Source organism: Streptomyces sp. NBC_01497, from assembly GCF_036250695.1.
Lineage (GTDB): Bacteria > Actinomycetota > Actinomycetes > Streptomycetales > Streptomycetaceae > Streptomyces.
Genome location: NZ_CP109427.1, coordinates 5,421,457 through 5,434,897 on the forward strand (window position 1 = coordinate 5,421,457; position 13,441 = coordinate 5,434,897).

Consider the following 13,441-nt stretch of genomic DNA (forward strand, 5'->3'; position numbering starts at 1 on the left):
GGGGGACCGGAACCCGTGTGCCGGGCGGCGGGCGCGGGCCGTGGGGCGGCGCCGCGCGATCGTGCCCGGGTCCCGCACTCCGGTCCCTCCGGACCCTGCGCCCGGGTTACCGCGCCGGTCGGCGCCGCCGGTCCCTCGCGCGGCTCTCACGGGCCCGCCGGGCCCGCCGCGCTCACAGCACGGCGTTCAGGAACTCGCGGGTGCGCCGGTGCTCGGGGTTCGAGAAGATCTTCTCGGGAGGTCCCTGCTCCACGATCCGCCCCGAGTCGAACATCAGTACCTGATCCGAGACGTCACGCGCGAAGTTCATCTCGTGGGTCACGCACAGCATGGTGATGTCGGTGTCGTGCGCGATCTGCCGCAGCAGGTCCAGCACGCCCGCCACCAGTTCCGGGTCGAGCGCCGAGGTGACCTCGTCGAGCAGCAGGACGTCCGGCCGCATCGCGAGGGCGCGGGCGATGGCAACCCGCTGCTGCTGCCCGCCGGACAGCTGGGTGGGGTGGGCGTCGACCTTGTCGCCGAGCCCGACCAGATCGAGCAGTTCGCGTGCCCGGGCCTCCGCCTCGTCGCGCTCGACACCGAGGACGCTGACGGGGGCCTCGGTGATGTTGCGCAGTACGTTCATGTTCGGGAACAGGTTGAACTGCTGGAAGACCATGCCGATCTTCCGGCGCGATTCCCGCAGTTGCTTCTCGGTGGCGGGCTTCAGGCCGCCGCCGGAGGTCCTGGCGTGCGACAGCGGTTCGCCGCCGACCCAGATCACCCCGCCGCTGGGCCGTTCCAGTGTCATCAGCAGCCGCAGGATGGTGGTCTTGCCCGAGCCGCTCGGACCTATCAGGGTCACGTGCTCGCCGCGCCGCACCTCGAAGTCCAGTTTGTCGAGGACGACATGGTCGCCGTAGTGCTTCTCCACCTGCTCGAAGCAGATCATCGGGGTGCCGGTTCGCCGGGCCGCCGCGTCGTCGGCGCTCACGTCGGCGGGTGCGGCGGTGGCGGCTGCCGTGGCGGCCGGCGCCGGGACGGCGTCCTGCGGCGTCCCGGTGACGGTGGGCGGCACGGCGTCGACGGGTGTCGCGTCACCGGCGGGCGTCGTGTCACCGGCGGGCCGCACCGCGCCGGCGGCCCCCTCGGGTGTCGTCTTCTGCAACGGGTCAGTGGCCAAGGCGCTTCTCCAGCTTTCTCATCAGCAGCGACGTGGGGTAGCTCGCGACCAGGAAGATCAGCCCGGCGAGCGTGAACGCCTCCGTGTACGCGAAGTGCTCGGACCCGTAATCGCGGGCCTCGAAGACCATTTCCTGGACCGTGATGACGGCAAGGAAGGGTGTCTCCTTGAACATCGAGATGCCGTAGTTGCCGAGCGCCGGGAGGACGTTGCGCACCGCCTGAGGCAGCACCACGGCCTGCCAGGTGCGGCGCGGCGACAGGGACAGTGCCCGGCAGGCCTCCCACTGGCCCTTCGGCACGGCGTCGATGCCTGCCCGGTACACCTCCGAGGTGTAGGTGGCGTAGTGGATGCCGAGCACGATGATGCCGATGACGAGCGGGTCCACACTGGAGAACACGGTGGCCGCGCCCACCAGTTGGACGAGCAGCGGGGTGGACCGCACGAACTCCATGACCGCCCGCACCGGCACACTCACCAGCCGTGTGGGCGTCCGGCGCGCGATCGCGATCAGCAGGCCGAGCACGGCTGCGACCAGGGTGCCGAGCACGGTGGCGAGCAGTGTGGTCAGGAAGCCGTGGAGCAGCAGCGGGAGGACATCGCCCGCCGCGCCCCAGTCGAACGTCGAGCCGTTCACTACGCACCACCCCCGACGACCGGGACGGATTCCACCGAGGCCGCGCTGCGGCTGCGGAACAGTCCGCCCGTACCGGTGTGTTGGCCGAGGCGCGCCTTGGCGGCCCTCTCCAGCAGGTTCATGAGGAGAGTGAGGACGTAGGCGAGGATGAAGTAGCAGACCAGCAGGGTGAGATAGGCGACCAGTGACTCACCGGTGCGGTCGCGCAGCTGCTGGATCACGGTCATCAGGTCGGCCGCGGAGATCAGCCACAGCAGCGGCGTCGCCTTGAGCAGCTGGATCAGCAGGTTGGTGAAGGACGGGATCATCTGGGCGAGGGCCTGCGGCAGGATCACCCGCCGCATCCTCTGGTACGGGCTGAGGTTGAGCGCGACAGCCGCCTCCCACTGGGCGCGCGGCACCGCGCTGATGCCGCCGCGCACCACCTCGGAGCCGTACGCCCCGAAGTTCAGTGCGAACGCGAGCACACCGCAGAACAGCGCGCTGAGCTGGTAGCCGGTGAGCAGCGGCAGCGCGTAGTACAGCCAGAACAGCTGGACGTACAGCGATGTGCCGCGGAAGAACTCGACGACCGTGCGGGACACACCGCGCACCACGATGTTGTGGTGCCCGGCCATGAGTCCGAGCACGAAGGACAGGACGAACGCGATCAGCGCGCCCAGCACCGTGGCCTGCGCGGTCACACCGAGCCCGGAGAGCACTTGCGGCAGGTTGTCGAAGAAGGCCGTGAAGAAGGTGTTCATGACGTCTCCGGTGCCGTACCGGTCAGCCCTTGCACAGGTCGGCCGTCTTCAGTGTGGTGGGCGGGATCTCGGCGGCGGTGAAGCCGTAGGTGCTGAGGAGCTTCACGTACTCCGCCTGATCCGAAGTGATCTTCTTCAGCTGGGCGTTGAAGGCGTCGCGCAGTGCCTCGTTGCCCTTCTGGAAGGCGGCGCCGCCCGGGCTGTACTGCTTCTTGCCGCTCAGGGTGGGCACGAAGGTGGGGGTCACTTCGAGCGTCGGGTTGGTCTTGGCGAGCCAGCGCAGCGAGATACCGGTGAGCACGAACGCGTCGACCCGGCCGCCCTTGACAGCGTCGGCGCCGTCCTGCTGGTTCTGCAGGGTCTTGATCTTCGACGCGGGGATGCCCGCGGCCTTCGCGTACGAGGCCTCGACGGCTCCCGCCATCACACCGACGGTGACGCCGGCGGCCTTCGCGGACGGCAGGTCGGTGATCTTCTTCGGGTTGCCCTTCTTCACCATGATGGCCGTGGGCGATATGAACTCCGGCTCGGAGAAGAGGACGTTGGCGCAGCGCTCCGGTGTGATCGCCATGCCCGCGCTGACCACGTCGTAGCGGCCGGCCTGCAGGCCCGGTATCAGGCTGTCGAAGTCGGACAGCGTCGGCTTGAGCTTGTCGATGCCGAGCGCCTTGAAGATGTGGGCGTGCAGGGTGGGCGCTTCGCCCTTCAGCACGCCGCCTTCCGTGTAGCCGTACGGGGCCTCGCCCGCGTACGCGACGCGCACGTAGCCCTGTTTGCGGAGCTTGGCCAGTACGTCGTCGCCGGACCCGGCCGACGTGCTGGTCTTGCTGCATGCGGCCAGGGCGCCGGGTACGACGAGCAGTCCACCGACGGCGGCGGACCGGCTGAGGAAGCCCCGGCGGGACAGGTTCGGGAAATCAGCCATGGATTCGCATTCTCCTCGGTGGGGTTCGGGATCGGGCAGACCTCGCGAAGCGCCTGCCCGATCCCGAACTTCTCAGCGACAACCCCCGATGGCTGTAATGAAACAGTGTCCGGAAGGAGACGTTCCGGTGGCCTGAACTGATTCTTCTGGTGCGCTGTGTCCGTGTGTTGTGCGGTATGTCCCGACGGGATCGGGAGGCCGGAAGGGGTGGCTCGAACCCGCTGTGCCCTGGCCGGACCCATGGGATCGCCGACTCACGACGTACGGAAGCGGTCGGTTGGGGCCGCCTGGACACAACGACACTGACGGGTGGCGGATAGGGGCGCCGCATCGACACGTGGTGTGATCGGACGGCCCCGAGCGGTGTGCGGGCGGGAGCCGTCGTGGGGGACATCGGGACGGCCGGGGCCGGTGAGAACGACCACGGATGCCCGGCGTCCGGTGCCCGGTGCTCGGGTCCTGGTGCCTGGTGCGGACCTCCGGTGTCCGGCGCACCGGCGCACCGGCGCACGCGCCCAGCGGGTCATCACCTCACGGCGACGGCCACCGGGTGCGGCTTGAGCGGCAGTTCAGCGATCGGGCGAGCGCAACCCGGCGAGAAGCAGGTCGAGCAGGGCGCGGATCGCGTCGGGGCGCCGGACGAACCGCGTCGGGCGCAGCGAGGAGATCGCCGTCAAGGCGACGCGGACGTCGCTGACGGTGGTGCCTCGTCCAAGGCCCCCTGCCGGTGTGCGCGGGCGACGAGTTGTTCCAGCGCCGCCGCGTGGGCCTGCCGGTCGTCGCGGAACGCGTCGCCTGCCGCGTGCGAGCCCAGCAGGGCCTCGTTGAGTCCCGGGGCGTGGATCTGGTGCTCCGCGAAGGCGCGGATGGCGGCGCTCAGCGCGACCCAGGCATCCGGCTCCGCCTGTGCGGCCCGCATGTCGGCACGGCAGGCCGCCACATGGCCGGCCAGGGCCGCGTCGATCAGGTCCGTACGGGTGGGGAAGTGCCGGTACAGCGTCGCGATGCCCAGACCGGTGCGGCGGGCTACCTCGCGCAGGGGAAGGTCGACGCCCCGCGCGGCGAAGGCCTCGCGTGCGGTCGCGACGATGTGTTCACGGTTGGCGGCCGCGTCGGCCCTGGTTTTCCGAGTCACTTCTCTCCGCGCCCCTCTCACCTTCCACGGAAGGGGAGCAGGTGCTCCGGAACGATGTTTACCTCATCGCGGAGCCCGGAGGCACCGGGCCGGAGAGGTGATCATCTTCGCTGTGCGGTTCGAGCGGTTCGGTTCGCCCGAGGTCCTGGCTCTCGGCACGGCGCCCGAGCCGCACCCCGGCCCTCGCCAGGTCCGCATCGCCGTCAGGGCGGCGGGCGTCTCACCCGTCGATCTCGGGCTGCGCGCAGGCTCGTCCCCCGCGAGCAGGAGCCTTTCGCTGCCGCACATTCCCGGCGTCGACGCCGCCGGTGTGATCGACGAGATCGGCGACGAGGTGACGGGCCACGCCGTCGGCGACGAGGTCTTCGGGGCGGTCGACGTGGCACGGCTGGGCGGTGCGAGCGCGCAGTACGCGGTCCTGGACTTCCTGGCGCGCAAGCCGCACGGCATGACGTGGGCGGAGGCCGGTGCGGCGGGTACCGGCATCGAGACCGCGACCCGCGCCCTCGACCTGCTCGACATCCAGGACGGCATGACCCTGCTGGTCGACGGTGCGGCCGGCGGCGTCGGCAGCATGGTGGTGCAGCTCGCGGTGGCGCGCGGCGCCCGCGTGATCGGCACCGCGCGTCCCCAGAGCCATGGGTTCGTCAGGGAACTGGGAGGGGAGCCCGTGGACTACGGACCCGGTCTGCCCGCCCGGATCCGCGCCCTGACCGCCGCCCCGGTCGACCGGGCACTCGATGTCGCGGGAGCCGGGTCGCTCAGTGAACTGACCGACCTGGCGGGCACGGCGCACCACGTCGTCACCCTGGCCGACTTCGGGGCGCCGGCTCACGGAGTCCGGCTTTCCCTGGGCCGTCTCGGCGGCCAGGCCGACGGCGTCCACGGACTCGCCCCGGCCGCGGCACTCGCCGACCGTGGCCGCTTCCGCGTGCCGGTCCGGGACGTCTATCCGGCCCATCAGGCCGCGCGGGCGCACGAGGCAGCCGCACAGCCGCCCCGGCGGGGAAAGATCGTGGTCGACCTCACCCGTATCCGTTAGGGCGCTCACGGGCGCCGGGTCCGCGCGCCGGGCCGTCCCTGCCGTGGTGGCACGGGCAGGGCACGGGCTCGGGCATGAGCGTGAGCGGGGGCGAGGGTGCGGGCGCTGGCGGGGGTGCGAGCGCGAACCGGGTGCGGGCGGGGGTGCGAGCGCGGGCCCGGACCAGGTGCGGGCGGGGGCGCGAGCGCGGGCAACGCGCGGGCCCGGCGCCGGCCGGGAATAAAGCGGAGACGACCTCCGCTGCCTCTGGTGACCTGGAAGCTCACTTTGGAGGACCCGAACGTGACGGACGACGCCACCCACGCCGACGCGATCCGAGGCACGGCACAGGGCACCGCGCCGGTGCCGCTGTCCGTGCTCGACCTGGTCACGGTCGGTGCCGGCACGACCGCGACGGACGCGCTGCACAACAGCGTCACGCTGTCGAAGCTCGCCGAGCGGCGCGGTTACCTGCGGCACTGGATCGCCGAGCACCACTCGATGCCCGGCATCGCGTCCTCCTCACCCGCGGTGATCCTGGCCCACCTGGCCGCGCACACCGAGCGCATCCGGCTCGGCTCCGGCGGTGTGATGCTGCCCAACCACGCGCCGCTCGTCATCGCGGAGCAGTTCGGCACGCTGGAGGCGCTCGCCCCCGGCCGCGTGGACCTCGGCCTCGGCCGTGCCCCCGGCACGGACGGCGCCACCGCCGCCGCGCTGCGCCGCTCCGAGCGGCTCAACGAGGGCGCGGACGACTTCCCGCAGCAACTGGTCGAGCTGACCCGCTTCCTCGACGACGACTTCCCCGACGGGCACCCGTACGCGCGCATCCACTCGGTGCCGGGGCCGGTCCAGGGGGCCCCGGGCCGCCCGCCGATCTGGCTGCTCGGTTCGTCCGGCTTCAGCGCGCAGCTCGCGGGCATGCTCGGTCTGCCGTTCGCCTTCGCGCACCACTTCTCCGCGCAGAACACCGTCCCCGCGCTCGACCTCTACCGCAGCTCGTTCCGGCCCTCCGAAGTGCTCTCGGAGCCGTACGCGCTGATCGGTGTGGCCGCGCTGGCCACCGAGGACGAGGCGGAGGCGCGCCGTCAGGTGATGACCGGCGCGCTGTCGATGGTGCGGCTGCGCACGGGTCGCCCCGGCCTCGTGCCGACGCCGGAGGAGACGGAGGCGTACACGTTCAGCGAGATGGAGCGCGACTTCGTGGAGGGCTGGGTGGGCAACGTGGTCCACGGCACGCCCGACGCCGTGCGCGACGGCCTCAACGAGCTCCAGAAGCGCACCGGCGCCGACGAGTTGATGATCACCGCCAACGCGCACACCGCGTCCGTGCGCATCAGGAGCTACGACCTGATCGCCGACGCCTACGGGCTGCCCGGCGGCTCCTCGCAGGGCTGAGGCGCCTCGGCGTCGCCGGGGGCCGTTCTCGCGTCCCCGCCCCGGCCGTCGGCCCTTTGGGCGGTGGGCCGATGGGCCGTACACACCGGCCGCGTTCTCCGGCCCGCGGGGCGGTCCCCGCGGGCGGAGAGCTCCCGTCGGGGGCGGTCCCCGTCGGACGCAGTCATCCGGCGGGGCCGTGACCGCCGCGGGATCTCCGCGTTCAGGCGGCCGTCCGCGGCCGGTGGAGCTCCCGGTGCGCCCGGGCCACCCGCATCAGTTCCTTGAGCGCCTCCTGAGTGCGCGTCAGGTCGCGGATGTGCTCGGCGAGCCGTTCGTGTTCCTGCGCCATGCGCTCCAGGGCCGCGTCGGAGTTCTGCTCGCTGGGGGCGTCGACGCACGGCAGGAGATCGGCGATGGTCTGGCTGGACAGGCCCCCGGCGTACAGCCGTTGGATGAACCGGACCCGCTCGACCTCCGCGTCGGTGTAGTGGCGCTGCCCGCCGGCGCTGCGGGTGCTGGTGAGCAGCCCCTGCTCCTCGTAGTAGCGCAGGGACCTGACGCTGACCCCGGTCCGTGACGCGAGTCCCCCGATGCGCATACCGCCCTCGGTCCGCATGCCGTCCTCCTCGTTGTGAACTGCGCCACAGCGCTTGCCTCTGACATCCGTGTCAGGTTTTAGCGTAGTCGACGTACCCGGGATCCGGGTACGCCGGACGTGAAGGAGCCTGGACGTGACGACCCTTTTCAGCAGCCACCGGATCGGTCAACTGGCCCTGCCCAACCGGGTGGTGATGGCGCCCATGACCCGGGTCAGGGCCGCCGCCGGCGGGCTGGCGACGCAGTCCATGGCGACGTACTACGCCCAACGGGCCACGGCCGGACTCATCGTGAGCGAGGGTGTGCAGCCGAGTGTGATCGGGCAGTCGAACCCGGGTACTCCGGGACTGCACACCGACGAGCAGGTGGCCGCGTGGCGGCCCGTCACCGACGCCGTGCACGCCAACGGCGGGCGGATCTTCGCCCAACTCATGCACGGGGGGAGGGTTTCGCACTCCAGCACCATCGGGACGCAGCCCGTCGGCCCCTCGGCCGTCCCCGCCACGGGCGAGGTGTTCACACCGGACGGTCCCCGGCCCGCGCCCGTGCCGCGCGCCCTGGAGACCGCCGAGGTGGCCGGGCACGCCGAGTCGTACGCCGGTGCCGCCCGCCGTGCCATCGAAGCGGGTTTCGACGGTGTCGAACTACATGGTGCCAACGGCTACTTGATCTCGCAGTTCCTCTCGTCCAACGCCAACCTGCGGACCGACCGATACGGCGGCTCGGTGGTCAACCGGACGCGGTTCGCGGTGGAGGCGGTTGCCGCGACCGTCGCGGCCGTCGGCGCGGAGCGCACCGGCATCCGGCTCTCTCCCGGCGGCGGGTTCTGGGGAGTCGAGGAGAGCGACGCACGCGAGGTGAACACCGCGCTGCTGAGCGAACTGGCGCGCCTGGAGGTGGCCTACGTCCATCTGGAGGCCACCGCCGACGAAGAGGTCCTGCTCGGCCTGCGGCGCGCCTGGCCGGGCACCCTCGTGATCAACCCGGTGTTCCCGATGGGGCCGAAGCAGACGGACCGGGCCGACGCCGACCGCTGGCTCGGGCTGGGGGCCGACCTCATCAGCTTCGGACGCGCCTTCATCGCCAACCCGGACCTGGTCGAACGGCTGCGCACGGGACTCCCGATCGCGCCGGTCGACGAGGCGACGTACTACCAGGGCGGTGACACGGGCTACCTCACCTACGGGGCGTACCAGCACGTGGCCTGACGTACCGTCACCAGTCGTCGGCCTGACGGGTGGACCGGCCGGCGCTCCCCGCGCCGACCGGTCACGCGGCCGGCACCGGAAGCCTGGGCGCGCGGCCGGCGGGGGAGGCCGGTTGTGCGCCGGGCACGGGAAGCCTGCTCACGTGCCAGGTGTCCCCGCGTTCGTAGCGCTGACCGCCTCGGTGGTGGGGAGCGCGGGAGCGCCGGCCGGGGCTCCCGTCCCGGCGACGGCGACGGCGCCCGAGTCGGCGCCCGCGCCCGAGTCGGCGCCCGCGCCCGAGTCGGTGCCCTGGCCGAGGCGCGGGCCCGTACCCGCCCCGCCGGCCCCGGTGGAGCGCCGGGCCAGCAGTTCCGAGATGCGCTCCGGCACCACCGGGCGCGAATACAGCCAGCCCTGCCCGGTGTCGCAGCCGATCTGCTGGAGCCGCTCGGCCTGTACGGACGTCTCGACGCACTCCGCCGTCACCGTCAGCCCCAGCCGGTGCGCGAGCTGCACCAGGGCCTCGACGATCATCTCGTCCGCCGGGTTCTGGTGCGCGCCGCCCTCGTCGTAGCGGAAGCCCCGTACGAACGAGCCGTCCAGCTTCAGCACGGACACCGGCAGCCGGCTCAGGTACGCGAGGTTCGAGTAGCCCGTGCCGAAGTCGTCGATGGCGATGCCGACGCCCATCTCGCTGAGCGACTGCAGCGCTTGCAGCGGCCGGCCCGCCGACCCCATCACCGCCGACTCGGTCAGCTCCAGCTGGAGCAGCTCCGGCCGCAGCCCCGTCTCGGCGAGCACGTCCGCGACCTCGGCCACCAGGTCGGAGTCCCACACCTGCCGTACGGCCACGTTTACACTGACGAACAGCGGCGCCGCGTCCGGGTGCGCGAGCTGCCACCGCCGGGCCTGGCGGCACGCCGTACGCAGCACCCAGCTGCCGAGCTGGACGATCGAACCGTCCTCCTCGGCCAGCCCGATGAACCGATTCGGCGTCAGTGTGCCGAACTGCGGGTGCTGCCAGCGCACCAGCGCCTCCACGCCCTTGACCGAACTGTCCGCCATGCACACCAGCGGCTGGTACTCCAGCTGGAACTCGCCCCGTTCGACGGCGGGCCGCAGCGAGGACGACAGGGCCTGGCGGGTCATGCGGTGCGCGTTGCGCTCCGGGTCGAACAGCGTCCAGCGCGCCTTGCCGTCGGCCTTCGCCCAGTACAGCGTGGTGTCCGCGGCCTGCATCAGCCCCGTCGGGGTGGTGGACTCACAGCCGCGTTCCACGACCCCGATCGACGCGGACAGGGCGAGCCGCTGCCCCGCGAGGTCGAACGGGAGCTGCAGCGAGTCCAGCACGGACCGGGCCAGGGCGGTGAGTTGCTCGGTGCCCGTCGAGTCCTCGACGAGCACCGCGAACTCGTCGCCGCCCAGCCGCGCCACGAGGTGGCCGCCCCCGGTGCGGTCGGCGTGCTCCGCGCAGTCCACGAGGCGCTGCGCGACGGCGGCGAGCAGCCGGTCGCCGGTGCGGTGGCCGAGGGTGTCGTTGACGGCCTTGAAACCGTCCAGGTCGAGGTAGAGGAGCCCGATGCGGCCCGTGCCGCGCTCGCCCGGGTCGTCGTCGGCGCGGCTCTCGCGGGCCTGACGACCGTCGGCGGGGGCGGAGACGGAGGCGGAGGAGACAGCTGAGGATGAGGAGACAGCTGAGGCGGAGACGGAGGTGGATTCTTCGGGGGCGGAGGCGGAGGTGGGGGCGGAGGTCACCGGGGTGGCCCCGGCTGCCTGAGCGACCCGCTCGGTGGGACGGGCCCCTCCGTCGCGCCCTGCTCCATCCTCGGGGACGCCCTCCGGCACGGCGCTCGGAGAGCTCTGGGCGCTCAGGGCCCTCGCGGCGACCTCCTGCTCCGGCGCGATGGCGGTCCGTCGTCCGGGGGCCGAGCACTCCAGGGCGGCCGTCAGCCGCTCGAAGAACAACGCCCTGTTGGGCAGCCGCGTCACCGGATCGTGCATCTGGAGATGGCGCAGCCGCGCCTGGAGTTCGCGCCGGTCGCTGATGTCCGTGACCGAGAGCAGCGCGCCGCCGTCCGTGTCGGGTACGGGGGCCACCGTGACCTCCGCCCACACCGCGCGCCCGCCCGGGTGCTTGATGCGCCGGGTGCACCGCAGGCTGCGCCGGGCGCCGCGCAGCACCTCCCGGTACGCGTGCCAGGTGCGGGCGTCGGACGCGAGGTCGACCAGGTCCGCGGCGGCCTGCCCGGGCAGGCCGGGCCCGGTGGCGCCGAGCAGGTCGGCGAGGGCGTCGTTGGCGCTGAGGACCGTGCCTTCCCGGTCGAGGACCGCCATGGCCAGTTGCGCGGCGTTGAAGGCGGCCCGGTAGTCGCTCGGCCGCGGCGTTCGGCGGACCCCGCCGATCGGGTGACGGTCCGTGACCTTGTGGTCCGCCGGTCGCGCGGCGCCGTGCGCTGCGACTGCCGTCGATCGCGGTTCTTCGGAGGTTGCGCTCACGGCTCGCTCCCTCGGTGCAGTCGTGTCGTACAAGGGCGGTCAGGGTCGGTCGAGCCGGGAAAGTGAGCCGATCATAGAGCCAGGCCGGGGGGCCGTTCCAGCTACGGGCGGACGGGCGGGACGACACGGGGAGGCCAAACGGGGGTCCACGCCCCGGAGGTTGACCGTTTCTGCTTATCTCCGACGCAGGTCGCGCGTGTCCTGACGGTTTGTGACGTTCCGTGATCGAGTGCGCCCACCGGGAGGAGGGGCGCCGCGGTCCGGCCGCCGTGGTGCGCGCCGTCGTCGTACGTGCGTCGCACGCGCCGTCGCGCCCCAAGCGTCCCTCCGTGCGTCGCACGCGCCGGGCCCGTGACCGGCACGCCCATCCCCGCCCCGCCCCGCCCGTCCTGTCCGCTGCGTTCTTCCCGTGCCGGTTCCTTGTGCCGGATCCTTCGCCGCTGCCGCTGCCGCTGCCGTTGCCGTTGCCGTTGCCGCTGCCGCTGCCGCCACCGTCGTCGCGACCGTCGGCGTTGTCGTCGTCGTACGCGTGGCTGTACGGCTCACCCGGCTGGTTCCTCTGAGCGGGCATTTCATAACAAAACATCACAAAGTGGGTGACGTCACACGAATTCCGCGGCCGGAGGTCTTTGTGGAGCGTCACCAGGGATCGGCACCCGCGGGGCCCGACCGGCCGCGTCTGCGCCGCGCGGCGGCGGCCCTCACGTCGCTGGTGGCACTCACCGCCACCTCGCTGGTCACCGCGCCGACGATCGCGGCCTCCGCCTCGCCCGCCGCGTGTGCCCTGCCGCGCACTGCCGCGCACCACAGCCTCGGGCTCGACTCCTGGAACAGTGCCTACGCGCGCCCCGACCACACGGTCGACTCGGTGATGATCTTCCTGTCGTTCCCCGACGCCGCGCCGAGGACCACCCCGCGCGAGCTGGCGGCCGACCACTTCCCGGCCACCAGCCGGTTCTGGAACCGGTCCTCGTACGGCAAGTTCGTGCTGCGGAACCATCCCCTGGCGCACTGGCTCCGGATGCCGCACCCGTCCACCGCGTACCGGATAACACGGGACTGGGCCCCGAAGCGGCGCGACATGTACCTGCGCGACGCGCTACGCGTGGCCGACCCGGTGGTGGATTTCGCGAAGTACCAGGTCGTCTACCTCGTCGCCGACCCGGACGCCCCGGGCGTCGACGCGGACGCGACGAAAGTGGTCAACTTCAGCCGTCCGATGCGCGCGGACGGTACGGACATCGGTCGCATCGTGACCGTGTTCGAACACCACCCGCCGGACCGGAACGTCCTGGCGCACGAGACGGGCCACGTGTTCGATCTGCCCGACCTCTACCACCGGCCCACCGACGGCAAGGGCGACTGGGACACCTACGTGGGCGACTGGGACGTCATGGGCAGCCAGTTCGGCCTCGCGCCCGACCTGTTCGGCTGGCTCAAGTGGAAGCTGGGCTGGCTGGACGACCGCCAGGTCCGGTGCGTGCAGAGCGCCGGTGCCACCATGCTCACCCTGGAGCCGATCTCGGCGCCGCGGTCCGTGGGCGGACAGGCAGGCACCCGGCTCGTGGTGATCAGGACCGGCGAGGAATCGGCGATCGCCGTGGAGGCGCGCGCCGCCGTCGGCAACGACGCGACCACGTGCACCGAGGGCATCCTGATCTACCGCGTCCGCGGCGGGACGGAGTCGGGCGGCGGTCCGATCGAGGTGTACGACACCCATCCGCACACCTCGGCGTGTGCGGGCAACTCGGTCTACCCGCCCCTCGCGGACGCGCCGCTCGGCGTCGGCGAGACGTACACCGTGCCGGGGGAGCGGATCTCGGTGGAGGCCGCCGATCGCACGCCGACGGGTGCGTGGACGGTGAAGATCACCACGGGGGACCACGCGTGACGTGAGGGTGGCGGTGTCCCGTCCCGGGCCGCCTGGTGCCGGGCTCCGGACGCCGGCCGCGCCGCCGTGCGGCGATGCTCACGTCCCGCGGTCGCCCCGACGGTGCCGCCGTCGGGACGAGCACCTCGGGCCATTCCCCGGGTCGCCCGGGACGTCTCCGGACCCCCGACTCCGTACCGGCGACTCCGGGCCCCCGGATCGTCCCGGATCGCCGTGGACCCCTTCGGATCGCTCCGGACGATCGCTGCGGACACGCAAGAAGGCCCC

10 protein-coding genes and 1 pseudogene are annotated in these 13,441 nt (G+C 72.2%); 4 read left to right on the forward strand and 7 right to left on the reverse strand.

All coding sequences use genetic code 11. From position 1 onward, the window contains the following. Positions 1 to 172 precede the first annotated feature (172 nt). The 5 genes from ehuA to OG310_RS22875 all read right to left on the reverse strand — a co-directional run bounded on the left by ehuA (position 173) and on the right by OG310_RS22875 (position 4,602). Positions 173 to 1,162 carry an ectoine/hydroxyectoine ABC transporter ATP-binding protein EhuA gene (gene ehuA, locus OG310_RS22855; protein ID WP_443078711.1) on the reverse strand — a complete coding sequence of 330 codons (990 nt, stop codon included), beginning with the start codon at positions 1,160 to 1,162 and terminating at the stop codon, positions 173 to 175. Further along, entirely contained in the window at positions 1,152 to 1,799 is a 648-nt protein-coding gene (gene ehuD, locus OG310_RS22860; protein ID WP_329457736.1) for an ectoine/hydroxyectoine ABC transporter permease subunit EhuD, read from the reverse strand. Before ehuD ends, ehuA begins: the two co-directional genes overlap by 11 nt. Beyond that, on the reverse strand, positions 1,799 to 2,542 hold the full coding sequence (gene ehuC, locus OG310_RS22865) for an ectoine/hydroxyectoine ABC transporter permease subunit EhuC (RefSeq protein WP_329457737.1): 744 nt from the start codon (positions 2,540 to 2,542) through the stop codon (positions 1,799 to 1,801). The genes ehuD and ehuC overlap by 1 nt, the downstream gene beginning before the upstream one ends. Positions 2,543 to 2,564: 22 nt before the next feature. Further along, on the reverse strand, positions 2,565 to 3,467 hold the full coding sequence (gene ehuB, locus OG310_RS22870) for an ectoine/hydroxyectoine ABC transporter substrate-binding protein EhuB (protein WP_329457738.1): 903 nt from the start codon (positions 3,465 to 3,467) through the stop codon (positions 2,565 to 2,567). A gap of 673 nt (positions 3,468 to 4,140) precedes the next feature. Then, positions 4,141 to 4,602, reverse strand: coding sequence for a TetR/AcrR family transcriptional regulator (locus OG310_RS22875; protein ID WP_329457739.1), 462 nt, complete (start codon positions 4,600 to 4,602; stop codon positions 4,141 to 4,143). A 103-nt stretch (positions 4,603 to 4,705) separates the two neighbouring features. On the opposite strand from OG310_RS22875, the gene OG310_RS22880 reads away from it, so the two are divergent. Both OG310_RS22880 and OG310_RS22885 read left to right on the forward strand, forming a co-directional pair. After that, on the forward strand, positions 4,706 to 5,644 hold the full coding sequence (locus tag OG310_RS22880) for an NADP-dependent oxidoreductase (protein WP_443078884.1): 939 nt from the start codon (positions 4,706 to 4,708) through the stop codon (positions 5,642 to 5,644). Between the two features lie 249 nt (positions 5,645 to 5,893). Next, positions 5,894 to 7,021 (forward strand): LLM class flavin-dependent oxidoreductase, encoded by a 1,128-nt coding sequence (locus OG310_RS22885; protein WP_443078712.1) that lies wholly within the window; start codon positions 5,894 to 5,896, stop codon positions 7,019 to 7,021. Between the two features lie 202 nt (positions 7,022 to 7,223). Here the strand turns inward: OG310_RS22885 and OG310_RS22890 are convergent, their stop codons facing one another. Next, positions 7,224 to 7,601: a MerR family transcriptional regulator gene (locus OG310_RS22890; protein ID WP_329460324.1), complete on the reverse strand. Its 378-nt coding sequence runs from the start codon at positions 7,599 to 7,601 to the stop codon at positions 7,224 to 7,226. A 133-nt stretch (positions 7,602 to 7,734) separates the two neighbouring features. Here OG310_RS22890 and OG310_RS22895 point away from each other — a divergent pair, with 133 nt between their 5' ends. Then, entirely contained in the window at positions 7,735 to 8,808 is a 1,074-nt protein-coding gene (locus tag OG310_RS22895) for an alkene reductase (protein ID WP_329457741.1), read from the forward strand. A gap of 330 nt (positions 8,809 to 9,138) precedes the next feature. Here the strand turns inward: OG310_RS22895 and OG310_RS22900 are convergent. Next, a pseudogene (locus tag OG310_RS22900) lies at positions 9,139 to 11,283 on the reverse strand (putative bifunctional diguanylate cyclase/phosphodiesterase); the annotation flags it as partial. A 631-nt stretch (positions 11,284 to 11,914) separates the two neighbouring features. On the opposite strand from OG310_RS22900, the gene OG310_RS22905 reads away from it, so the two are divergent. Further along, positions 11,915 to 13,174 (forward strand): M6 family metalloprotease domain-containing protein, encoded by a 1,260-nt coding sequence (locus tag OG310_RS22905; RefSeq protein WP_329457742.1) that lies wholly within the window; start codon positions 11,915 to 11,917, stop codon positions 13,172 to 13,174. Positions 13,175 to 13,441 lie beyond the last annotated feature (267 nt).